Below are 22,402 nucleotides of genomic sequence, written 5' to 3'. Positions count from 1 at the left end.
GGGCAAGCCGAGGGTGAGCGATGACAGGTCTTGGCCGCCTACTGTCCGGCCGGCTCCGGCGCGCCCGTCGCCACGCGGCCACGGAGCCCCCGTACACCTTCACCGTGCGGCGCGGGCTGCGCGTGCCGATGGACGACGGCGTCGAGCTGGTCGCGGACCTCTACCAGCCGGTCGGCGCGGTGGAACCGCCGTTGCCCACGATCGTCGTCCGCTCGCCGTACGGCCGGCACGGCTCGCTCACCCACGCGCCGGCGCTGGCCGGCGCGGGGTTCACGGTGCTGGCGCAGAGCTGCCGCGGCACCGGCGGCTCGGGTGGCAGCTTCCGGCCCCAGCTCGACGAGCAGCGCGACGGCATGGCCACCCACCGCTGGGTACGCCGCCAGCCGTGGTGCACCGGCGCCGTCGCGACGTACGGGGAGAGCTACCTCGGCTACACCCAGTGGGCAGTGGCCGGACGGATGTGCCGGGACGATCCCGGCAACGCCCCGGACGCCCTGTGCCTGAACGTCACGATGGCCGACTTCGGCCCGATCACCTGGACCAACGGCGTCTTCTCGCTGGAGGGCTCGCTCGGCTGGTCACGTCTGATGGACCTGCGGGGCCTGCGCGGCGCCCTGGTCCGGGCCCGGCTCGCGCGGCGGCCGGACCGGGAACTGGCGGCGGCCTTCGACGTGCTGCCGCTGTCCCGCGGCGACACCGCGGTGGCAGGCCACCCGATCAGCTGGTACCAGGACTGGCTGACCCACGAGAAGCTCACCGACGACTACTGGACCCGGCAGTCGCACACCGCGTCGGTGCCCGACGTCACCGCGCCCGTGTACATGGCCACCGGCTGGTACGACATCTTCCTGCCCTGGCAGTTGCGCAACTACGCCCAACTCGCCGCGGCCGGTCGTCCGCCCCGGCTGACCATCGGACCGTGGGGCCACAGCAGTGCGCAGAGCCCGTTTCTCGCCGAGTCGATCACGTTCCTCAAGGAACACTTCGCCGGCGCGCCCACGACCCGGCCGGCGCCCGTGCGCGCCTTCCTCACCGGCGCGGAGCAGTGGCGCGACCTACCCGCGTGGCCGCCGCCGGGCACCGCGGCGCAGCGGTGGCACCTGCACCCGTCCGGGCTGCTCGACCCGGCCGTCCCCCGCGCCGGCAGCACCCGCTACACCTACGATCCCGACCGGCCCACACCCGCGCTCGGTGGCCCCGGCATGGGCCCGGCCCCGGGGCCGGTCGACAACAGCGCCCACGAACGCCGCGCGGACGTGGCCGTCTTCCGCAGTCCACCGCTGGCCCACCCGATCGTCCTCGCCGGGGAGCCGACCGCCCATGTCCGGTTCCGTTCGACGGCGGCCAGCGCGGACGTGTTCGTGCGGCTCTGCGACGTGCACCCCGACGGCCGCTCGATGAGCGTGTGCGACGGCATCCGCCGCGTCGGCGGCGTCGGCGCCGCGGACACCGACCCGCAGCCCGACCAGGACGGTTTCGTCGAGCTGGAGGTGCCGCTGTGGCCGGCGTTCCACCGCTTCGCCGCCGGTCACCGCGTCGCCGTGCAGGTCAGCTCCGGAGCGCATCCGCGCTACGCCCGCAATCCCGGCACGGGAGAACCGGCCGCCACCGCGGCCACCACGGTGCGGGCGGAGCAGGAGATCTCCCACGGCGGCGCCCACCCCTCCCGGATCGACCTGCCGGTGTGGACCTGAACAGACATCTCCAGAAGGGCTCCCCGGATGACATTCGTGTTCCATGTGGCGACAAGCGGTTCGGATCACGCCGACGGCTGCGCCGAGCGGCCGTTCCGGACGATCAACCGGGCGGCCGGCGTCGCCCAGCCCGGTGACACGGTGGTGGTGCACGCGGGGGAGTACCGCGAGTGGGTGAAGCCACGCCGCGGCGGCCTCAGCGACTCCCGCCGCATCACCTACGAGGCGGCGTCCGGAGAGCACGTGGTGATCAAGGGATCGGAGCGCGTCACGGGCTGGGAGCCGCTCGGCGGGACGGTGTGGCGGGCAACCGTCGACAACTCGCTGTTCGGCTCGTTCAACCCGTTCGCTCAGGAGGTGGCCGGTGACTGGATCGTCTACCCCGAGGGCGCGCCACGCCGGCACCTCGGCGACGTCTACCTGAACGGCCTGAGCTTCTTCGAGGTGGCGACCCGGGCGGAGGTCGACGATCCGCCCCGGCGCACCGAGGTCGTCGACGACTGGACCGGCGTGACACACCCGATCGGCAATCCCGACCAGACCCGGCTCGTCTGGTACGCCGAGGTCGGTGAGCAGACGACGATCTGGGCCAACTTCCAGGGCGCCGACCCGAACACGGAGCTGGTGGAGATCAACGTACGCCGCAGCGTCTTCCACCCGGAGCAGCCGCACCTGGACTACATCACCGTCCGGGGCTTCGAGCTGGCGCACGCGGCCAGCCCGTGGGCGCCGCCGACCGCCGACCAGCCGGGCCTGATCGGGCCCGGCTGGGCGAAGGGGTGGGTCATCGAGGACAACGTGATCCATGACGCCAAGTGCTCGGCGATCTCGATCGGGAAGGAGGGCTCCACCGGGCAGAACTTCTCGGCGCTGCGCGGCGACAAGCCGGGCTACCAGTACCAGTTGGAGTCGGTCTTCGCGGCCCGCCAGATCGGGTGGGACCGCGAGCACATCGGCTCGCACGTGATCCGCCGCAACACGATCTACGATTGCGGGCAGAACGCGATAGTGGGTCATCTCGGGTGCGCGTTCTCCACGATCGAGGACAACCACATCCACGGCATCGGCGTGAAGCGCGAGTTCTACGGGTACGAGATCGCCGGCATCAAGCTGCACGCCGCCATCGACGTGGTGATCCGGCAGAACCGGATTCACGGCTGCTCGCTCGGCACCTGGCTGGACTGGCAGGCGCAGGGCACCCGGCTCTCCCGCAACGTCTACCACGACAACTGCCGGGACCTCTTCGTCGAGGTCAGCCACGGCCCCTACCTGGTCGAACACAACATCTTCGGCTCACCCGCCGCGCTGGAGCTGTTCAGCCAGGGCGGCGCCTTCGTCAACAACCTGATCTGCGGCACGGTGCGCCTGGAGCCGGTGCTGGACCGCGCTACGCCGTACCACCTGCCGCACAGCACCCAGGTCGCCGGGTACGCGGTGATCTACGGCGGCGACGACAGGTACGTGGGCAACCTCTTCCTGGGCGGCGACCCGGGCGCGGCCTACGGCACGGGCGCGGAGGGCCAGGGGTCACCGCTGGGCGGCACCGCCGGATACGACGGCCATCCCGCGTCGTTCGCGGAGTACCTGACCCGCCTCGACGAACAGCCGCCCAGCGACCAGCAGAAGTACCTCGACGTGAAACAACCGGTGTACGCCCGGGCGAACGCCTACGCCGCGGGGGCCCGGCCGTTCGCGGGTGAACGTGAGCCGCAGGTACTGAGCGCCGCGTCGGCGGCGGTCGTCGCCGAGGGTGACGCGGTCTGGCTCGTCACCGATCTGCCCGAGGCGTTCGACGAGGCTCGCGTCGGCGTGGTCTCCGGCCGGGACCTGGAACGGGTCCGGTGCGCCGACGCGGAGTTCGAGGAGCCGGACGGCAGCCCGGCCGTCATGGACGTGGACCTGGTGGGGGAATCCCGGCAACCTGGACGGGACGGCGCCGTCGGCCCGATCGCGGGCCTTGCGTCCGGGGCGCGCCGGACGCGCGTCTTCTGACGGCGGACCCGCGCGTACGCGGACGGAGACGGTGACGCCGACCGGCGCCACCGTCTCCGTCAACCTCAGCCGCGTTCGGCCCAGTCGCCGAGGGCCCAGTCGCGAACCTCGGGCATGTCCTCCAGGTGCTCCACGACGTACGTCTCGTGGCGGTCGAGCTGACTGCGGCACCACGCCTTGAGGTCCGCCGCGCCACGCGGGAGGCGCTTGGCGTTGTTGATGGCGTCCATCACAAGGTGGTACCGCGATGCCTTGTTGCGCACCGTCATGTCGAACGGGGTGGTGGTCGTGCCCTGCTCGATGAAGCCGCGCACGCGGAACCGGTCCGCGTCCGGACGGCCGTGTACGAGCTGGTGGATCGCGCCCGGGTAGCCGTGGAAGGAGAAGACCACGTCGACGTCGTCGGTGAACAGCTCGGTGAACAAGGTCTCGCTCATGCCGTGCGGGTGGTCCTTCGGCCGGGCCAGCGTCATCAGGTTGACCACGTTGACCACGCGGACCTTGAGACCGGGCAGCCGGTCGCGCAGGATCTGCGCCGCCGCGACCGTCTCCATGGTGACGACGTCACCGGCGCAGGCGAGGACGATGTCCGGATCGCTGGTGCCGTCGTCGGTGCCGGCCCACTCCCAGGTTCCCGCGCCGCGGGCGCAGTGTTCGATCGCCTCGTCCATGGAGAGGTACTGCAGCTGCGGCTGCTTGTCGATGACGATCAGGTTGATGTACGACCGCGACCGGAAGCAGTGGTCGGCCACCGACAGCAGGGTGTTGGCGTCCGGCGGCAGGTAGACCCGGGCGACGTCGCCCCGCTGGGTGAGCACCACCTGGATCAGGCCCGGCCCCTGGTGGGAGAAGCCGTTGTGGTCGTTGCGCCACGCCGTCGAGGTGAGCAGCACGTTGAGGCTCGGCACCTTCGCGCGCCACGGCAGGTGCTTCGCCTCCTGCAACCACTTGCCGTGCTGCACCGTCTGGGAGGCGCTGACCATGGCGAATGCCTCGTAGGTGGCGAACATGCCGTGCCGGCCGGTCAGGTTGTAGCCCTCCAGCCAGCCGTGGCAGTTGTGCTCGCTGAGCACCTCCATGACCCGGCCGTCGCGGCTGATCGCCACGTCCTCCGGTGTCACCCGCTCCATGAAGGCGCGGTCGGAGACGTCGAAGACGCTGCCGAGGCGGTTGCTGTTGGTCTCGTCCGGACAGAACAACCGGAACCGGTCGGCGTTGCGGGTGTAGATGTCGCGGATCATCTCGCCCAGCTTGCGCGTCGACTCGGCCCGCTGCTGCGCCGGCCGGGGCACCTCGATCGCGTAGGAACGGAAGTCCGGCAGGTCCAGATCCCGGGTCAGCAGCCCGCCGTTGGCGTGCGGGCTGGCGCTCATCCGCAGGTCACCGTCGGGGGCCTGGTCCCGGACCAGCGCCACGGGCGCGCCGGTGGAATCGAACAGCTCCTCCGGACGGTACGACTTGAGCCAGCGCTCGAGCAGCGCCAGATGCTCCGGGTTGTCCTTGACGCCGGACAGCGGCACCTGATGCGACCGCCACGTTCCGGTGACGGTGACCCCGTCGACCGAGTCCGGGCCGGTCCAGCCCTTCGGCGACCGCAGGATGACCAGCGGCCAGGTGGGGCGGGCGCCGTCCCAGGAACCGTCACGGGCGGCGGTCTGGATGTCGCGGATCCTCGTCCAGGCGGTGGCGAGGGCGGCGGCGAAGCGGTGGTGCATGCCGGGCAGGTCGGAGCCCTCGACCTCGATGACGTCGTAACCGTGGCCACGCAGCAGGTGGCGTACCTCCTCGGGGTCCTTGCGCCCCAGCACGGTGGGCCCGGAGATCTTGGCGTCGTTGAGGTGCAGGATCGGCAGGACCGCGCCGTCGCGTTCGGGGTTGAGGAAGGACACGCCCTTCCAGGAGCCCTCGAGGGGCCCGGTCTCGGCCTCACCGTCGCCCACCACCGCGATGGCCAGCAGGTCCGGGTTGTCCATGACCGCGCCGAACGCATGGACCAGGACGTAGCCCAGCTCACCGCCCTCGTGGATGGAGCCGGGGGTGGTGACCGACACGTGCGACGGGATGCCGCCCGGGCTGGAGAACTGCCGGAACAGGCGCAGCATCCCGGCCTCGTCCTGGCTGACGTCCGGGTAGATCTCGCTGTAGGCGCCCTCCAGATAGCCGGCCGCCACCAGCGCCGGCCCGCCGTGACCCGGGCCGGCCAGGTAGATCGCCTGCTGGCCGGTGTGCCGGATCAGCCGGGAGACGTGCGCGTAGATCAGCGACAGGCCGGGGCTCGTTCCCCAGTGGCCGAGCAGGCGCGGCTTGATGTGCTCAGCCGACAAGGGCTCGCGCAGCAGCGGGTTGCCCTTCAGGTAGATCTGCCCGATGGTCAGGTAGTTGTTCGCCCGCCACCACGCGTCCAGACCGGCGAGTTCGGTGTCGTCGAGTTCGGCGAGCGTACGGATTTCGGATTCGACCGCGGTCACCGTGCTTCCTTTCACTGATCTCGTCTTGTCCGGACTCAGGTTAGGCCCAGCCGGGCCCGGCCACTCGGGGCCGCAGACCGCAAGCCGCAGGACCTTCGGCCCGCGATGGCGATGCGTCGATCCCGCCACGTCGCGCGACGGCCGCCGATCCGTAGCGCCGGCGAGGTGCTGTCACGGCGCCGGCTGTGGCGCCGCGGCCGGTCCGCGCTTGGCACGCTGGATCTGCTCGTAGACGTGGGTCCGCAGTTCGGTGAACCGGGGCAGCGCCCGGGTGGTGAGCTGATCGCGTTCCCCCGGGAGGTCGATCACCAGGTCCTCCTGCACCCGGGTCGGTGAGTTCGACAGGACGAGCACACGCTGGCCCAGGTACACGGACTCGTCGATGTCGTGCGTCACGAAGACAGTGGAGATTCCCCGGGTCAGGTGCAGTTCGCGGACGAGGTCCTCCAGGTCCGCGCGGGTCTGCGCGTCCACCGCGGCGAACGGTTCGTCCATGATCAGCACGTCCGGCTGGTACGCGATGGCCCGGGCGATGGCGACCCGTTGCTGCATCCCGCCGGAGAGCTGCCACGGGTGGCTCCGCGCCGACTGCGGAAGTCCGACCGCATCGAGGGCGTCGGTGACCAACCGGGCGCGTTCGGCGCGGGAGAGCTTCTTGTGGCGAAGCGGAAGCTCCACGTTGCCGCGGACGGTCAGCCACGGGTAGAGGCTGCGGCCGTACTCCTGGAAGACCACTGCCATCGCCGGGCTCGGCCCGGTCACCGGTGAGCCCTCCATCTCGACGAGGCCGCTGGTGGGCCGGAGCAGACCTGCGAGGCATTTCAGGAGCGTGGTCTTCCCGCAGCCCGAGGGACCGACGATGCACAGCAGCTCGCCCGGATCCATCGTGAAGCTGAGGTCCCCGATCGCCTCGACCTCGCCCCGGCCGGAGGCGTAGACCTTCCGCAGGTGCTCGACCCGCAGCAGCGGGCTCCCGTCAGGCACGGGTGATCTCCTTCATTCCGTGGTACCAGCGCAGGACGCGGCGTTCGACGACACCGAAGACCACGGCGAGGAAGACGCCGATGAGGCCGAGCAGGAGGATGCCGCTCCACATCTCGGCGATGAGGTAGTTCCGCTGGAAGTAGGCGATCCGGTAGCCGAGGCCGGCTGACGACGCGAACATCTCCGAGATGACCATGAGGATCAGGGCCACCGAGAGCGCCTGCCGGACGCCGGTCATGATGCGCGGACTCGCCGCCGGGAGGATCAGCAGCCACAGCCGGTCCCACCGGGAGATCCGGAAGGAGCGTGCGGTCTCCAGCATCACGCTGTCGGTCGCCCGGACGCCTTCGATCGTGTTCAGCAGGATCGGCCAGATCGCGCCGGACACGATGACGACGACCTTCATGGTGTCGGTGATGCCGAGCAGGAGCATCGCGACCGGGATCAGCACCGGTGGCGGAATCGCGCGGAAGAACTCCAGCAGTGGTTCGAGGATCTCGCGTAGCGGGCGGATCCGGCCGATGACGACGCCGGCGGCGACGCCGAGGAGGATCGACGCGAACAGGCCGGCCAGGAGCCGGTACACGCTCGGCAGGACGTCGTCGACGAACGCCGGGCCGATCCAGGTCTGCCGGAACGCGTCGAGCAGCGCCCGGGGGCCGACGAGGAACCGGTTCGCCGACCGGGTGGACCAGACGGCCCAGAGCCCCACGGCCAGGACGGGAAGCCCGACCGCGAACAGGACGTTCTCGGCGGCCCGCGCGCCCGGGCCGCGCGGGCGGGCGCGGCCCGCGCCGAGGGCGGTCACCGGGCTGCCTCGTCCGCGAGCACCGACTGGTGCCAGGCCAGCGAGCGGCGTTCGACGAAGCGGAACACGACGTTCACCAGCAGGCCGAGGATCCCGGTGACCACGACGAGGCCGTACAGGCCGACGGCGTCCCCGGCGGAGCGGGACAGCTCGATCATGCGCCCGAGGCCGGGGTTGCCGATCACCATCTCGGCGGTGACGGCCAGGATGAGCGCGACCGCCGCGCCGAGGCGCAGGCCGGTCATCAGGTACGGCAGAGCGGTCGGCAGGACGAGGTAGCGCAGCCGCTCGGCGCGGGTGAGGCCGAAACTCCGCGCGGTGTCCCGGGCGACGGTGTCGACGTCGGCGACGCCGTAGATCACCTGCACGAACACCTGCCAGAACGCCGCGTAGACGATGATGACCAGCGCGGCGCGCATCTGCAGGCCGAACATCAGCACCGCGAGCGGGATCAGCGCGACCGACGGCACCGGTCGCAGGAACTCGACTGTCGTGTGCGTCGCGCGACGCAGGAACGGCACCAACCCGACCACAGTCCCCAGCGCGACCGCCGCGAGCGTCGCCACCGTCAGACCGATCGCCCACGACGTCATGGTGAGCCGGACCCGCCGCCAGAACGCCAGGTCGCGGACCTCCTCGGCCAACCGTCCGAACACGTCGGTGGCGTACGGCAGGTAGTGCGGGTCGACCAGTCCCAGTGCCGGGATCAGTTGCCAGACGACGAGGAACCCCAGCAGGCCGACGGCGCCCAGCAGGATCTTGCGCATCGGCCGGCTACTGCTGCTGGATGAGGCGGTCGAAGTCGGGTCGCCGGTCGAGGACGCGGTACTTCTGGGCGAGCGTCGCCAGTTGCTCCAGGCCGGCCCGGTCGAGCTCCCACCCGAACGCCGGGAGCCGTACGGAGTCCGCCACCGCTTCCGGCAGCTCGAGGTTGTCCTTGATGGCCTGGCGGAGGTCCTTCTCGTTGGCCGGATCCTTGGCCCAGGTGAGCGTCTTCTTCATCGCCGACGAGAAGTCCGCGACCAGCGCGGCGTCGGAGTCCTTCAGCTTGCTCGACGTGATCGTGGTCAGGGTGGCGAGCCCGGGAACAGTGGCCTGGTACGGGGCGACCACGAGAACGTCGCCGCGCTTGCGCAGCTGGGTGATGAACGGCTCGGTCACCCAGGCGGCGTCGATGTTGCCGGCGGCGAGCTGGGCGGGCGCGTCCGGGAAGGCCACCTCGACGAACTTGACCTTGGCGGGATCCCCGCCGTCCTTCTCGACCGCCGCCATGATCGTGACGTCGCCGGCGGCGCCCAGGCTGTTCACCGACACCTTGCGCCCCGCGAGCTGGGACGGCCGGGTGATGCCGGACTTCGGCGACGCCACCACGGCGTTGATGTCGTCACCGTCGGCATAGGACGACGCGTAGTTCCCGATGATCACCACGCCGAGGTTCTGCAGGTCGGCGCGGAACGGGCCGAACGGCTGGCCGATGGCGAAGTCGATGTCGCCGTTGATCAGGGCCGGGATGGCCTGGGCGCCGCCCTGTGCGGGCACCACCTCCACGTCGAGCCCCTGCTCCCGGAAGATGCCCGCCTTGATGCCGCCCCACAGCGCGGCGGTCTCGCTGATGGGCAACGCCGCCACGCGGACCTTGCGCAGTTCGCCGCTTGCCCCGGGGGACGGATCGGTGGCGTCGGAGTCCGTGCAGCCGGTGAGGGCGATCGCGACGCCGGCCAGAACAGCGAGGGCGGTGACCTTCTTCATGGACGAGCCCTTCCGTGCGAAGCGCTGGTGCATCCGGAGGAGTGGGGGCCGGCGAGGAGAGGTGAACCATCCGACCGCGTCGATCAGCGTCATGCAGAGGTGATTGATTGTCAAGAATTCTGATAAGGCGACTCGCATTGCGATCGGAGTGGTCCGACCTCGATGAGAATGCGTCTTGACGCACCACGATTTTGTGACCAAACTGTGCGGTTGGTGGCGCGGTGGCGAAGGGAGCGACGACTTGGCGATCGTGATCGTGGGCGCTGGTATCGGTGGCCTCACCACCGCGCTCAGCCTGCACCGGGCCGGCTTCCGTGACATCGCCGTCTATGAGCGCGCCGACGCGCTGCGCCCACTCGGCGTCGGGATCAATCTGCTCCCGCACGCCGTCCGGGAGCTGACCGAATTGGGCCTCGGGGAACGAGTGGAAAGGCTGGGCGCCGCGCCCGGCACACTGGCTTACTACAACCGCTACGGTCAGCAGATCTGGAGCGAGCCGCGCGGGCTGGACGCCGGATATCGCTGGCCGCAGCTTTCCGTGCACCGCGGCCGGTTCCAGATGGAACTGCTCGCCGCGGTGCGGGAACGGCTGGGCGCCGACGTGGTGCGCACCGGGCACCGGCTGGTCGGCGTCCACGACGGCGTCGCGCGCTTCGCGACGGCGGCGGGGGAGGTGAGCGTCGCGGCCGACCTGATCGTCGGCGCGGACGGCATCCACTCCGCGCTGCGCCGGCAACGCCAGCCCGACGAGGGCGAGCCGATCTGGAACGGGCTGACGCTGTGGCGGGGGACGGCCCGGGCGCCCGGATTCCTGGACGGGCGAACCATGATCATGGCAGGGGACGCGGAACAGAAGTTCGTCGCGTACCCGATCGGTCCCGGCGTGATCAACGTGGTGGCCGAGCGGCGCGGACCCGGTTTCGCCGGGCCGAACGCGGACTGGAACCGGACGGTCGACCCCGCGCCGGTCGTCGCGCTCTTCGCGGACTGGCGCTTCCCGTGGCTCGACGTGCCGGCACTGCTGGCCGCCGCCGACGAGATCCTCGAATACCCCATGGTGGACCGCGACCCGATCGACACCTGGACCCACGGGAACACGACGCTGCTCGGGGACGCGGCACACCCGATGTATCCGAACGGCTCCAACGGGGCGTCGCAGGCGATCCTGGACGCGCGTACCCTCGCCTTCCACCTCGCCACCGCGCCGACGGTCCGGGCGGCGCTGGACGCCTACGCGGCGGACCGGCGGCCGGCGACCACCGCGCTCGTGCTGAGCAACCGGCGGCAGGGCCCGGAGCAGGTGATGGTGCTCGCCCGCGAGCGCGCGCCGGACGGGTTCGCGCACATCCACGACGTCATCCCGCCGGACGAGCTCACCGAGATCGCCACCGGCTACAAGAAGGCGGCCGGCTTCCTGCCCGCCGATCTCAACGAACGGGCCTCCCTGACGCCGACGGTCTTCTCGGGCGTCCTGCCGTGACCGGCCCGGAGACGACCGAGCTGGACGCGGCACGCCTGGCGTCGGTGATCTCACCGCTGCGCCGCACGCTGCTCGCCGCCGCCCGCGCCGCCGAGCATCTGCCGGAGATCCCGGACGCGCAGATCGAGATCGTGCGGGCGCTGCCCCGCGGCACCGTGTCCGGCCCCGGTGAACTCGCCGAACGACTCCGCCTGAGCCGCTCGACGGTCAGCAACCTGCTCACCACGATGGAGGGCAAAGGTCTCGTCGAGCGCCGCCCTCGTCCCGGCAACCACCGCCACGTCGAGGTCCTCGCCACTCCGAAGGCCCTCGACCTGTTCGACCGCTTCGACCTCGCGAGCGGAGACCTGGTCGCCCGCGCCGCGGCCACCCTGCCGGCGGCGGACCGCGCGGCCCTCGCCGCCGCGGTGCCCGCGTTGGAACGCCTGCGCGACGCGCTCGCGGACACCAAGGACACCCCATGAGTACGCGCCGACCCGCCGGCCACGGGGCGGTGAGCGCCCCGGCGGTTCCCGGATTGGAGGCCGCGTTCGAGGTGGAGGTGCGGCTCGGCGCGCTGGAGGATCACGGAATGACCCGCGCGGGCCACCGTCGCGTGGTGCCTGTCGTCGGCGGCCGGGTCACCGGCCTGTTCGAGGCCGACATCCTCCCTGGCGGCGCCGACTGGCAGCTGGTCCGCCCCGACGGCGCCATCGAGATCGACACGCGCTACTCGGCGCGCACCGCCGACGGCGGCCACGTCTACCTCCGGACGTTCGGCGTCCGCAGTGGCCGCCCGGAGATCCTCGACGCGTTGCTGCGCGGCGACGCGGTCGACCCCGCCGAGTACTACTTCCGGCTGGGCGTACGACTGGAGACGTCGGTGCCCGCGCTCGCAGTGCTGGAGCAGTGCGTCTTCGTGGCCTCGGCGATCCGCGAGGCCGACCGGGTGCGCTACACCGCCTACCGCGTCACGTAGGTGTTCCCGGCTGCGGACGGCGCCCCGGGCCTCACGCCTGCACGCCCGCGTAGATCCACGGCACGATCAGCGCGTACGCGAGGACGAGCGCGGCGACGGTGACGACGGGCGTGCCGACGAGCACCACCGCCGAAGCGACGCGGACGCGGGTACGCAGTCCCTTGTGCATCTCGGGGGTGTGCGCCAGCACGATCAGCGTGGTGATCCACGTGGCGAGGCCGACAGCGGCGACGATGCCGAGCCACGACAGCAGCATGACGCCGTTGGTCGCGAACCGGTCACCCGCGTCGCTGCCGTACTGCAGCAGGTAATCCCGGTTCCGCGCCCCGAACAGGATGTTGACGCCCGCGAACGCGGCGAGGGCGACGGACCACAGGGCGGCGAATCCGACGGCGGTTCTCCGCAGGCTGGAGCGGGTACGCAGCGCGGCGGCGTCGAGGACTGTCATGCTCGGATGGTAGGCCACAGGTGGTCCACCGGTGAAGATCATGTGAGCGTCAGATACGCCAGGGCGCGCTTGTCCGGCTTGCCGCTCGGCCCCACCGGCACCCGGTCGATCCACCGGATCGTCTGCGGCGCCGACGCTTCCCCCAGCGCCCGGACCACCAGCGCGCGCAGCCGTCCGGCATCCGGTGTGTGACCGGCGGCCGGCACCACGTACGCGTGCACCGCCTCCCCGGTGACGTCGTCGGGACGGCCGACGACGTACGCCTCGGCGACTGCCGGGTCGGCGGCGAGTATCCGTTCGATCGGGCCGGCGTACACCAGGTTGGCGTGCACGATGACGACGTCCCGGATCCGGCCGAGCAGGTGCAGGTAGCCGTCGCCGTCCAGCCGGGCCAGGTCACGGGTGCGGACCCAGCCGTCGACGAAGACGCCGGCGGTCTCGGCCGGATCGTTCCAGTAGGCGGCGGCCTGCGCCGGTGTGCGGACGAACAGTTCCCCCTCGGTGGCGGGGCGGCCGTCGGCGTCCCGGATGGACAGCTCGGTCACCGCTGGTGGGCGGCCGACCGAGGCGAGCGCGGCCGGGGACGCCAGCATCTCGGCCGGCGTCACCATCGTGATCATTCCGGTCTCGGTCTGGCCGTAGCCCTGGAAGACGACGGGACCGAGCACGTCGAGCGCCTCGGCGAGCCGGCCCGGCGCGACCGGAGACCCGGACACCATCAGGGCCCGCAGACTGCTCAGGTCGACCGGATGGGCGCGCTGGTCGTGCACGAGCTGGTACAGCTTGCCCACTGTGATGACGCTCGCGGTCGCCCGGTGCCGGGCGATCATGCCCGGGAAACCCGGGGGCCGGGCCGCGACGAGGGTGCCCCCCGCGGCCAGGGTGAGGATGCCGTACTCCAGCATCACCTGGCTGCTCAGCGAGCCGAAGACGAGATAGCGCCGGAGCCGGGTGGCGAGGTCGGCGATCGCCGGGGGCCACCGGTCCGGGTACGGGGCCCAGGCCGCGCTCATCGCCGCGTACGTCTGCGCACAGCCCTTCGGGCTGCCGGTGCTGCCGCTGGTCCAGATGATGCGGGCGACGTCGTCCGGGCGACCGGCGGCGATCAGCGGCCTTCCGTCGTCTGGGGTGCCCGCCAGCTCGGCGACCCGGACGTCGTCGAGCAGCAGTTCGCCCTCGCCGCGCCGGGCGCGGTGGGCCGGCGTCAGGTCGGGGCGGATCCCGGAGACCCGGGCGCCGACCGCGAACGCCGCGATGATCGCCGCGAACGCCTCCGCGGTGACGCCGAGCCGCAGGGCCACCCCGACGCCGGGGCCGGCCCCCGCGGCACGGAGCCCGGCGGCGATGCGCCGGACCAGCCGGTACATCTGGGCCGTGGTGACGGTCCGGTCGCCGTCCTCGAAGACCGGCCGGTCGTCACCGGTGGCGAGCAGGTCCAGCACGGGCTGCGGCCAGACCTCAGCCGGCATCGGAGAGCACGCCCTTGACGAAGAGCACGAGCGGCTGGTGGTGCACGTCCGGCAGATTCCAGTGGTTCTCCAGGTTCTCCGCGAGGTGGTGCGCCGCGACGACCCGGCCGCCGCGGTGGACCCGGACGACCGGGTGCAGGTAGCTGGCGTCGTGCGCGTGCGCGGCGTCGTTCTCGGCGATCCGGGGCACCGTGACGTCGAACGGGTCGACCTGGTCGTGGTCCGGCCCGTACTCCAGGGTGACCACGAACGCGAACGGTTCCGGGCCCAGGCCGCCGTCGTGCACGTACGCGACGGGCACCTCCTCGTGGTAGCGCGCGGTGTCGCCGTCGATGACGACGACGTCGCCGAGGACGGCGAACTGCTGCCACAGCGCCGAGGTGCGGTTGATCCGGGCGATGACCGCGTCGGCGATCGCCTCCGGGGTGGGCTCCAGCGGCGTGGCCGGCCACGGCGTGCCGTGGTGGCGGGCGCCGAGGATCCGGTGCAGGGCCCGCACGCCGTACCGGAAGCCGTGGATGAACCCGTTCGTCGAGCGCTTGAAGTCGCGCTGCTGCGTAAGGGTGCCGGCGAAGTAGAGGCCGGGCACGTTCACCGACTCGTACGCCGGGGTCTGCTCCGGGAAGCGGTCGTTGATGACCAGCCGTGGCCGGGCGGACGAGTCGAAGATGCTCGCGTCGAACCGGAAACCGGTGCAGAGGATGACCCGGTCGTAGTCGATCTGCCGGATCGCCTCGACCGTGCGGGCGTACCGGAAGTCGATCCGGTAGCCGCCGTCGTCGCGCCGGGCGATCCGCTCCACGGTGCCGTCGAGGACCGCGTTCTGCGACTTGAGCTGGTACGTGTCGAGGAAGTTGTTGTTCACCGCGCGCAGATGCCCGACGTAGTGCGACTGCCACGCCAGCTTGATCGAGTGCGGGCCGGCGACGTGGATGACAGCGGCGGTCTCGACCAGGGCGTCAGCGGTCTCGAAGGCCGAGTTGCCCTTGCCGATGATGAGGACGCGCTGGTCGGTGAAGTCGTCCGGGTCGACGCTGACGGTGTCGTACCGCTCGGCGAGCGCGGCGCCCTCGATCGGCGGGACGTACAGCTGGGACACGCCGGTGGCAACGACCACGCGGCGGGCGGTGAGGGTGTCGTCGCCGATGTGGACGGCGAACAGGTCGCCGTCGCGCGCGACCTCTGTGACCCGGGTGTCGTACCTGACCCGCAGGCCGCGGGCGAAGTCGGCGAGGTAGCGCACCAGGTCGGCGGCGTCCGGGAAGTACCGCCGGCTGTAGTTCTTGAACAGGAGTGCCGGATCGTCGCTGAGCAGCGAGTTCCAGTCCGCGCGCAGGTTGAACTCCGGATCGTCGGATCCGGTCCACACCTTGTTGATCGAGATGAGTTGCCGGTGCCGGGGGTAGGTGGTGAAGAACGTGCCCGGCGCCGGGCCGGCCTCCAGGACCAGATAGTCGCGGCCGTCGCGCTCCAGCAGGTGAGCGAGCTGCAACCCGGCCGGTCCGGCTCCGATGATCAGATAGTCGACCGTCATGCGCCGCAACGTAGCGACTCGATCTCAGAGCGTTCTGAGAATTCGTCTCTAGGGTGCGATCGCATGACGACAGAGGTGGACCTCGATGTCCCACTGCGGATCGCCGACCTCCGCGCCGCCCGCGACCCGGTCAAGGTCGTGGTCGGACCGCAGGTCCGGGAGCGCGTCACGGCCGCCCGTACCTTCCTGTCCGCGGTGCTCGGCGACGACCGCGCGGTGTACGGCGCCACCACCGGTTTCGGCGCCCTCGTCGGGTACGCGGGCCGCGCCGACCTGCGTGACCAGGCCGACAACACGCTCGCCCACCTCGGCGCCGGTCAGGGCCCGGAACTCGACCCGGACGTGGTCCGCGCGACAGTGCTGCTGCGGGCCGCGTCGCTGGCCCGCGGCGCGTCGGGGGTCTCCCCGCACGTCATCGACGCCCTCGCGGCGATGCTCGCGACCACGTTCGTCCCCGCGGTGCCCCGGCTCGGTTCGGTCGGCGCCAGTGGTGACCTGATCCCGCTGGGCGCCGCCGCGCAGGCGTTACGGGGCCGGGGCCACGCCTATCTGGACGGGGTACGGCTACCCGCGGGCGAGGCGCTGAAGCGGGCCGGGCTGGAACCGCTGCCGCTGGACGGCCGGGACGCCCTCGCCCTGGTCAACGGCACGTCGCTGACCACCGCCGCTACGGCGCTGGCGCTGGACGCGGCCCGCTCCGCGCACCGGGCGGTCCAGGTGCTCACCTGCCTGCTCGCCGATCTGCTGGGCAGCGACACGCAGTTCCTCGACCCCCGGCTGCTGGCCGCGTACGGCCACCCGGGCGCGGTCGACGTGGGCGCGCGGATGCGCCGGGTCGGTGCTGGCCTCGTCGCGTCCGGGGCACGTCCGTTGCAGGAGCCGTACAGCATCCGGTGCGCGCCGCAACTGCTCGGCGCCGCCGAGGACGCGCTGCGCTACGTCGACGCCGTCGTCGGGGCCGACCTCGCGAGCGTCACCGACAATCCGTTGTTCTTTCCCGACGAGGACCTCGTGGTGCACGGCGGCAACTTCTTCGGGCAGCCGGCCGCGTTCGCCGCCGACGTGCTGTCGATGGTCGTGGCGCAGGTCGGCAACCTCGCGGAACGGCAACTGGACCTGCTCGTCGACCCGAACCGCAACGGCGGCCTGCCGCCGATGCTCGCGGCCGGCCCGGGACAGCAGCACGGACTCCAGGGCGTGCAACTGGCGGCGACCGCCCTGATCACCGAGATCCGCCGGGACACCATGCCCGCGAGCATGCAGAGCGTGCCGACCAACCTGCACAACCAGGACGTCGTCCCGCTCGGCACCCAGGCCGCGCTGCGGGCGCTGGACCAGACCCGGTTGCTGCACCTCGTCGTCGGGTCACTCGCGGTGGGACTGCGCCAGGCGGCGTACGTCGGCGCGCGTGCGCCGACCGCGCCCGGCTGTGCCGAGGCGCTGGCCGCGGTGGCCGCGGCCGTACCGCCGATCGACCCGGACCGGCCGCTGGACGCCGACGTGCGGCGCGCCGCCGACGTGATCGCGGATTTCTCCGTTTCCTTCTCCTGAGGATGGACGCACATGACGCTTGACTACCTGATCGTCGGGGCCGGGCCGGCCGGCCTGCAACTCGCGGCTCTGCTGGAGGCCGACGGCAAGCGCGACTATCTGGTCCTGGAACAGGCGGAGATCCCTGGGGCGTTCTTCGCCACCTTTCCCCGCCACCGGCAACTGATCTCCATCAACAAGCCGCACACCGGCTCGGACGACCCGGAGCTGAACCTGCGGCTGGACTGGAACTCACTGCTCAGCGACGACCCGGCGTTGCGGTTCACCGGCTACACGGAGCGGTACTTCCCCGACGCCGACGTGATGGTCCGCTACCTGGCCGACTTCGCCGCGAAGACGGGGGCGCGGGTCCGGTACAACTCCCGGGTGACGTCGGTCGGCAAGGTCGACGGGGTGTTCGAGGTGCGGGCGGGGGAGGAGGTCTTCCGGGCGCGGCGGCTGGTCGTCGCCACCGGCGTCTCCCAGGCGTACCGGCCGGACATCCCGGGCCTGGAGCTCGCCGAGCAGTACGCGGAGATGCCCGTCGACCCGCGTGACTACCTCGACCAGAAGGTGCTGATCATCGGCAAGGGGAACTCCGCGTTCGAGACCGCGGACAGCCTGATGGAGACCACCACGCTGATCCACGTGGCCGGGCCGAGTTCGATCCGGATGGCCTGGCGCACGCACTACGTGGGGCACCTGCGCGCGGTGAACAACAACTTCCTGGACACCTACCAGCTGAAGTCGGCGAACGCGATCCTCGATGGCGACGTCAGACGCATCGAGCGCGACGGCGACGGCTTCACTGTGACCTTCTCGTTCTCCCGCGCCGACGAGGTGGTCAAGGAGCTGCGGTACGACAGGGTGCTCGCCTGCACCGGGTTCGCCTTCGACGCGTCCATCTTCGACGACACCTGCCGTCCGCAACTCGCCATCCGGGACCGCTTCCCGGCGCAGACCCCGGAGTGGGAGTCGGTGAACGTGCCCGGCCTCTACTTCGCCGGCACGATCAGCCAGGAACGGGACTTCAAACGCTCGACGAGCGGCTTCATCCACGGTTTCCGGTACGCCGTCCGGGCGCTGCACCGGATCCTGGAACGACGGTACGGGGACACGCCGTGGCCGGCGGAGAAGCTGGACGCCACCGCGGAGCTGATCGCCGACGCCGTCATCGCGCGGGTCAACCGCACCTCCGCGCTGTGGCAGCAGTTCGGCTTCCTCGCCGACGTGGTCACAGTCGCCGGATCCGACGCGCGCTACCACGAGGAGGTGCCCGTCGAGTACTTCACCGGCACCGGCCTGCGCACCCCCGACCACGACTACGAGCACGCCTTCGTGGTCACCCTGGAGTACGGCCCCGAGCACGATCAGGTGGACCCGTTCGACGTCACCGTCCACCGGGTCGCCCAGGACGTCCCCGGCCAGGCCCACGACGCCGCCTACCTGCATCCGGTCGTCCGCCACCACCGGGCGGGCCGGGTCGTCGCCACCCACCACCTGGCGGAGAACCTGGAGAACCGATGGGACCGGCCGGAGACCCACGTCGCGCCGCTCGTCGCGTTCCTCGACGGCTGCCTGAGCAGTTGAGATGCGTCCGTTCGACGCGGCGCTGGACGGCCCGGCGCTGAACCTGGCCGACCTGGCCGCCGACGCGCGGGGCCGCCTGGATCCGGTGCACTGGGACTTCTTCTCCGGCGGTGCCGGCGAGGAACGTACGGTGCGCGCCAACGAGGCGGCCTTCACCCGGCGCTGGCTGGTGCCCCGCGTCCTGCGTGGCGTGCGCCGGCGCGACCTGCGGATCTCACTGTTCGGCAGCCGGATCTCGATGCCGGTGCTGATCGCGCCGACCGCGTTCCACCGGCTGGCCCACCCCGAGGGCGAGGTGGCCACCGCGCGCGCCGCCGCCGAGGCGAGCACGATCATGGTGGTCAGCATGGCGGCCACCCGGCCGGTCGAGGAGATCGCCGGCGCCGGCGGGCCGCTCTGGTTCCAGCTGTACCCGCAGCCGGACCTCGACTTCACCGCGTCAGTGGTACGGCGGGCGGAGGCAGCCGGGTGCACCGCCCTGGTAGTCACCGTCGACTCGCCCGTGTTCGGCCGGCGGGAACGCGATCTTCGGCACGGCTTCGCCGACCTGCCGCCCGGAATGAGCTGCGAGAACATGCGCGACGCGACCGGCCGGGTACGCGACATCCAGATGGACGCCGGGCTGGACTGGGACCGGATCGCCTGGCTGCGCGAGGTCACCACGCTGCCGATTCTGCTGAAGGGGGTGCTGCATCCGGCCGACGCGGCGCTGGCCGTCTCGTACGGTCTCGACGGTCTGCTGGTCTCCAACCACGGCGGCCGGCAACTCGACGGGGCGCTGGCCACCCTGGACGCGCTGCCCGCCGTGGTCGAGGCCGTCGGCGGGCGGGTGCCGGTGCTGCTCGACGGCGGCGTCCGGCGGGGCGCCGACGTCCTGGTGGCGCTGGCGCTCGGCGCGAGCGCGGTGCTGGTCGGCCGCCCGGTGCTCTGGGGGCTCGCGGTGGGCGGCGCCGCCGGGGTACGTCACGTGCTCGACCTGCTCCACGCCGACCTCGACCGGGCGCTGACGCTGGCCGGCGTCGCCGGGCCGGCCGACCTGCGCGGCGACCTGGTCGCCACGGTGGCGTGCGGATGAGCGCCCTGATCGTCCTGCCGGTCCTGGCGGGGATCGCCTGGACCGTCCCGTACTGGCTGCCCCGCACGGTGGTCCGGCTGCGGGAGTGGGTGTTCGTCAGAGTCAACGGTGTCGAAGGCGTTCCGGTGCCGGGCCCCACCGTCGGCATGGAGCACTTCGAGCGGGTGTACTCCGATCCGGCGGCGGACGGACGCAGCCGCGGGGCCGGGCTGTCGGACCTGTTCTGGTACTGGCTGGCGCCCGGACCGCAGATGCACCAGGAACATCTGGAGCCGGGGGAGCGCTACCGGACCGTGGCCGCCACGACCCGGCGGGTGCTCGCGGTACGCCGCCAGCGCTGCGACGACCTCGCCACCGCCGCCACCCGGCGTGTCCTCGACCGGTTGCCGGCCGACCGGACCAGCCACGTCCGGCTGCGCGACCTGATGATGCCGGTCTGGGCCGAGGTCTACTACGAACTCGTCTTCGGTGAGGCGTGCCCGCCGGAGGCGCGGGCGCTGATCGTCGCCAACGCCGACGACGTGGTCAGCGGGCTGAAGTGCACCGGACTCCGGCACATGCGGCGGCGCGAGCGGCTGACCAGGTATCTGCACGACCGGATCGAGGCGGGGACCTGCCCGGTGACGCTGCCGCCGCCGTTCACTGCCCAGGAGACGGCCTGGTACCTCCAGGGCGCGTTCTTCAACACCGCTGTCGTGCAGATGTCCGAGGCGATGGCGCACGTGCTGCTCGCCCTCGCCACGCATCCCGACGTCCAGCGGGGACTCGACGGTGACGACGCGCTGGACCGGGTGATCGACGAGACGCTGCGGGTGCATCCGCTCTTCGGCGTCGCGCACCGGATCACGTCCGCGCCGATCACGCTGCCCACCGGGGCGGCACTGCCCGCCGGAACGGTGCTGCTCTTCAACTACCTGGCGTTCCACCGCGGCGGGGCCGCCGGCGACGACCGGTTCGACCCGGACCGGTGGCTGGCGCTCAAGCGCGGCGACGCGCACTTCATCCCGTACGGGGTCACCGCGAACCGGGCCTGCCCGGCCCGCGGCGTCGCCCCGGTGATGATGCGCGCCGCGACCCGCGAGGTGCTGCGCCGGTACGTCCTGATCTCCTCCGCCTCACACACCCGGTCGCTGCCCAGCCGGGGCCCGGCGTATCTGACACCGGTCGGGCTCACCGGCCCGGGGCGGCTGCGGCTCGCAGCGATGCGGTCGCGGGACCGGTGGGCCGACGTGGGCCGCAGCATCCGGCAACTGGTGTTCGGCACCTGGATGGTCGTCGACGCCCGCCGGCAGGGCTTGTGCACCAACTACTTCGAGAGGGCTGTCCGATGACACCAACGGAGCTGGCGCCACGGTTCTTCATCGCGGTCACCGTGATCCTGATCTTCTGCAAAGGGGTCGCGTGGCTGCTCGGCAAGGCGGGTCAGCCCGCCGTGGTCAGCGAGATGCTCGCCGGCGTACTGCTCGGCCCGTCGCTGCTCGGGCTCCTGATGCCGGACGTGCAGGACGCCCTGTTCCCGGCCCCCCTGCTCCCGATCCTCTATGTCGTGGGTCAGGTCGGCCTGGTGCTGTTCATGTTCCAGGCCGGGTACGCGTTCAGCGCCCACCGGGTCACCGGCCTGGCCGGCACCGCCGGCGTGATCTCGCTGGCCGGGGTCACCGCGCCGCTCCTGCTGGGAGTGCTGCTGGTGCTGGTGACGGCGGGCGCCGTGCCGATCCAGGCCGACGGGACGTCACTCGGGGTCTCGGCCGCGTTCGTCGGCGTCGCCCTGGCCATCACCGCGTTCCCGATGCTGGCCCGGATCATCACCGAGCACGGGCACGCCGGCACCCGGCACGGCACACTCTCCCTGGCCAGCGGCGCGATCGACGACGTGGTCGCCTGGATCATGCTGGCCGCCGTGCTGGCGGTCGCGTCCGGCCGGGCCGGACCCGCTATCGTCACCGCGGGCGGAGCGGTCCTGTTCGGGCTGGTGCTCTGGTTCGGCGGGCGTGCGGCCGCCTCCACGCTGATGACCCACCGGGCCCTCAACGATCGGGCCCGGCTGCTCGGCACCGTCGCGCTGCTGTTCCTGGTCGCCTGGTACACCGACGAGATCGGGCTGTACGCGGTCTTCGGCGCGTTCGCGGTCGGCGTGGTGATGCCCCGCACCGACAACACCGACAAGGTGGTGGACACGCTCACACCGGTCGCCGCGACGCTCTTCCTGCCGCTGTTCTTCACCTACTCGGGCCTGCGTACGGAGTTCGGCCTGCTCGCCTCCCTGCCGGTGCTGTTGTTCGCGCTGGCCTGCGTGACGGCGGCGATCGTCGGCAAGTTCGGCGCCTGCTGGGCGGCGGCCCGGCTGAGGGGTGAGCCGTCGAGCGTCGCGATGCGGGTCGGCGCGCTGATGAACGCCCGTGGCCTGATGCAGCTCATCGCGCTGAACGTCGGGCTGGAGGCGGGCATCGTGAACCCCGCCCTGTTCACAGTGCTGGTGCTGGTCGCGTTGGTCACCACGCTGATGACGACGCCGACGCTGAGCTGGATCGAGCGCCGGGAGGCCCGGCAGCACGACGCCGTACGCGAGCCCGCGCTGGCGGTTTCAGATAGTTGAAGAGGCAAATACTGATGCTTCCATCGG

Annotated in this window: 18 protein-coding genes; 10 read left to right on the top strand and 8 right to left on the bottom strand. The window is 71.6% G+C overall.

Going from position 1 to position 22,402, the window contains the following annotated elements; all coding sequences use genetic code 11:
• Positions 1-20 precede the first annotated feature (20 nt).
• On the top strand, positions 21-1,694 hold the full coding sequence (locus tag FHU28_RS23335; protein ID WP_184686600.1) for a CocE/NonD family hydrolase: 1,674 nt from the start codon (positions 21-23) through the stop codon (positions 1,692-1,694).
• 27 nt (positions 1,695-1,721) lie between these two features.
• Positions 1,722-3,686 (top strand): right-handed parallel beta-helix repeat-containing protein, encoded by a 1,965-nt coding sequence (locus tag FHU28_RS23330; RefSeq protein WP_184686599.1) that lies wholly within the window; start codon positions 1,722-1,724, stop codon positions 3,684-3,686.
• 65 nt (positions 3,687-3,751) lie between these two features.
• On the opposite strand, the gene FHU28_RS23325 is transcribed toward FHU28_RS23330, so the two are convergent.
• The 5 genes from FHU28_RS23325 to FHU28_RS23305 all read right to left on the bottom strand — a co-directional run bounded on the left by FHU28_RS23325 (position 3,752) and on the right by FHU28_RS23305 (position 9,695).
• The gene (locus FHU28_RS23325) at positions 3,752-6,154 is read right to left on the bottom strand and encodes a phosphoketolase family protein (protein ID WP_184686598.1); all 2,403 of its coding nucleotides are present in this window, start codon (positions 6,152-6,154) and stop codon (positions 3,752-3,754) included.
• Positions 6,155-6,325: 171 nt separating this feature from the next.
• Positions 6,326-7,138, bottom strand: a complete 813-nt coding sequence (locus FHU28_RS23320; protein WP_184686597.1) for an ABC transporter ATP-binding protein — start codon at positions 7,136-7,138, stop codon at positions 6,326-6,328.
• Complete coding sequence (locus FHU28_RS23315) at positions 7,131-7,946, bottom strand: ABC transporter permease (protein ID WP_184686596.1); 816 nt, start codon at positions 7,944-7,946, stop codon at positions 7,131-7,133. Before FHU28_RS23315 ends, FHU28_RS23320 begins: the two co-directional genes overlap by 8 nt.
• Positions 7,943-8,713, bottom strand: coding sequence for an ABC transporter permease (locus FHU28_RS23310; protein WP_184686595.1), 771 nt, complete (start codon positions 8,711-8,713; stop codon positions 7,943-7,945). The genes FHU28_RS23315 and FHU28_RS23310 overlap by 4 nt, the downstream gene beginning before the upstream one ends.
• Positions 8,714-8,720: 7 nt before the next feature.
• A complete protein-coding gene (locus FHU28_RS23305) occupies positions 8,721-9,695 on the bottom strand; it encodes an ABC transporter substrate-binding protein (RefSeq protein ID WP_184686594.1) in 975 nt (324 codons plus the stop codon).
• A 250-nt stretch (positions 9,696-9,945) separates the two neighbouring features.
• Between FHU28_RS23305 and FHU28_RS23300 the strand changes: the two genes are divergently transcribed.
• Genes FHU28_RS23300 through FHU28_RS23290 form a run of 3 tightly spaced genes read left to right on the top strand, consistent with a single transcriptional unit; the run spans position 9,946 to position 12,133 of the window.
• Positions 9,946-11,175 (top strand): flavin-dependent oxidoreductase, encoded by a 1,230-nt coding sequence (locus FHU28_RS23300; RefSeq protein ID WP_311773704.1) that lies wholly within the window; start codon positions 9,946-9,948, stop codon positions 11,173-11,175.
• Positions 11,172-11,639 carry a MarR family winged helix-turn-helix transcriptional regulator gene (locus FHU28_RS23295; RefSeq protein ID WP_221453278.1) on the top strand — a complete coding sequence of 156 codons (468 nt, stop codon included), beginning with the start codon at positions 11,172-11,174 and terminating at the stop codon, positions 11,637-11,639. Before FHU28_RS23300 ends, FHU28_RS23295 begins: the two co-directional genes overlap by 4 nt.
• Entirely contained in the window at positions 11,636-12,133 is a 498-nt protein-coding gene (locus tag FHU28_RS23290) for a DUF3237 domain-containing protein (RefSeq protein WP_184686592.1), read from the top strand. Before FHU28_RS23295 ends, FHU28_RS23290 begins: the two co-directional genes overlap by 4 nt.
• Before the next feature lie 31 nt (positions 12,134-12,164).
• Here the strand turns inward: FHU28_RS23290 and FHU28_RS23285 are convergent, their stop codons facing one another.
• From FHU28_RS23285 to FHU28_RS23275, 3 genes are read right to left on the bottom strand one after another with little or no spacing between them, the layout of a single operon-like run.
• Positions 12,165-12,581 (bottom strand): hypothetical protein, encoded by a 417-nt coding sequence (locus tag FHU28_RS23285; RefSeq protein ID WP_184686591.1) that lies wholly within the window; start codon positions 12,579-12,581, stop codon positions 12,165-12,167.
• Between the two features lie 38 nt (positions 12,582-12,619).
• Positions 12,620-14,050, bottom strand: coding sequence for a class I adenylate-forming enzyme family protein (locus FHU28_RS23280; RefSeq protein WP_184686590.1), 1,431 nt, complete (start codon positions 14,048-14,050; stop codon positions 12,620-12,622).
• Positions 14,040-15,584, bottom strand: a complete 1,545-nt coding sequence (locus FHU28_RS23275; RefSeq protein ID WP_184686589.1) for an NAD(P)-binding domain-containing protein — start codon at positions 15,582-15,584, stop codon at positions 14,040-14,042. The genes FHU28_RS23280 and FHU28_RS23275 overlap by 11 nt, the downstream gene beginning before the upstream one ends.
• 63 nt (positions 15,585-15,647) lie before the next feature.
• Here FHU28_RS23275 and FHU28_RS23270 point away from each other — a divergent pair, with 63 nt between their 5' ends.
• From FHU28_RS23270 to FHU28_RS23250, 5 genes are read left to right on the top strand one after another with little or no spacing between them, the layout of a single operon-like run.
• Positions 15,648-17,135, top strand: coding sequence for an HAL/PAL/TAL family ammonia-lyase (locus FHU28_RS23270; RefSeq protein WP_184686588.1), 1,488 nt, complete (start codon positions 15,648-15,650; stop codon positions 17,133-17,135).
• A 12-nt stretch (positions 17,136-17,147) separates the two neighbouring features.
• Positions 17,148-18,704 (top strand): NAD(P)-binding domain-containing protein, encoded by a 1,557-nt coding sequence (locus tag FHU28_RS23265; protein WP_184686587.1) that lies wholly within the window; start codon positions 17,148-17,150, stop codon positions 18,702-18,704.
• Between the two features lies 1 nt (position 18,705).
• On the top strand, positions 18,706-19,779 hold the full coding sequence (locus FHU28_RS23260) for an alpha-hydroxy acid oxidase (RefSeq protein ID WP_184686586.1): 1,074 nt from the start codon (positions 18,706-18,708) through the stop codon (positions 19,777-19,779).
• Entirely contained in the window at positions 19,776-21,110 is a 1,335-nt protein-coding gene (locus FHU28_RS23255; RefSeq protein ID WP_184686585.1) for a cytochrome P450, read from the top strand. The genes FHU28_RS23260 and FHU28_RS23255 overlap by 4 nt, the downstream gene beginning before the upstream one ends.
• Positions 21,107-22,375 carry a cation:proton antiporter gene (locus FHU28_RS23250; RefSeq protein WP_184686584.1) on the top strand — a complete coding sequence of 423 codons (1,269 nt, stop codon included), beginning with the start codon at positions 21,107-21,109 and terminating at the stop codon, positions 22,373-22,375. Before FHU28_RS23255 ends, FHU28_RS23250 begins: the two co-directional genes overlap by 4 nt.
• The last annotated feature ends 27 nt before the right edge of the window (positions 22,376-22,402 follow it).

It is taken from the genome of Micromonospora echinospora, assembly GCF_014203425.1.
Classification (GTDB): domain Bacteria; phylum Actinomycetota; class Actinomycetes; order Mycobacteriales; family Micromonosporaceae; genus Micromonospora; species Micromonospora echinospora_A.
This window is presented reverse-complemented; position numbering and strand designations above follow the sequence as displayed.

What these genes read in the sequence shown, in the direction of transcription:
- FHU28_RS23335 (WP_184686600.1), top strand. Translation starts at nt 21, where the DNA reads ATGACAGGTCTTGGCCGCCTACTGTCCGGCCGGCTCCGGCGCGCCCGT.
- FHU28_RS23330 (WP_184686599.1), top strand. Translation starts at nt 1,722, where the DNA reads ATGACATTCGTGTTCCATGTGGCGACAAGCGGTTCGGATCACGCCGAC.
- FHU28_RS23310 (WP_184686595.1), bottom strand. Translation starts at nt 8,713, where the DNA reads ATGCGCAAGATCCTGCTGGGCGCCGTCGGCCTGCTGGGGTTCCTCGTC.
- FHU28_RS23305 (WP_184686594.1), bottom strand. Translation starts at nt 9,695, where the DNA reads ATGAAGAAGGTCACCGCCCTCGCTGTTCTGGCCGGCGTCGCGATCGCC.
- FHU28_RS23290 (WP_184686592.1), top strand. Translation starts at nt 11,636, where the DNA reads ATGAGTACGCGCCGACCCGCCGGCCACGGGGCGGTGAGCGCCCCGGCG.
- FHU28_RS23285 (WP_184686591.1), bottom strand. Translation starts at nt 12,581, where the DNA reads ATGACAGTCCTCGACGCCGCCGCGCTGCGTACCCGCTCCAGCCTGCGG.
- FHU28_RS23280 (WP_184686590.1), bottom strand. Translation starts at nt 14,050, where the DNA reads ATGCCGGCTGAGGTCTGGCCGCAGCCCGTGCTGGACCTGCTCGCCACC.
- FHU28_RS23275 (WP_184686589.1), bottom strand. Translation starts at nt 15,584, where the DNA reads ATGACGGTCGACTATCTGATCATCGGAGCCGGACCGGCCGGGTTGCAG.
- FHU28_RS23270 (WP_184686588.1), top strand. Translation starts at nt 15,648, where the DNA reads ATGACGACAGAGGTGGACCTCGATGTCCCACTGCGGATCGCCGACCTC.
- FHU28_RS23265 (WP_184686587.1), top strand. Translation starts at nt 17,148, where the DNA reads ATGACGCTTGACTACCTGATCGTCGGGGCCGGGCCGGCCGGCCTGCAA.
- FHU28_RS23260 (WP_184686586.1), top strand. Translation starts at nt 18,706, where the DNA reads ATGCGTCCGTTCGACGCGGCGCTGGACGGCCCGGCGCTGAACCTGGCC.
- FHU28_RS23255 (WP_184686585.1), top strand. Translation starts at nt 19,776, where the DNA reads ATGAGCGCCCTGATCGTCCTGCCGGTCCTGGCGGGGATCGCCTGGACC.
- FHU28_RS23250 (WP_184686584.1), top strand. Translation starts at nt 21,107, where the DNA reads ATGACACCAACGGAGCTGGCGCCACGGTTCTTCATCGCGGTCACCGTG.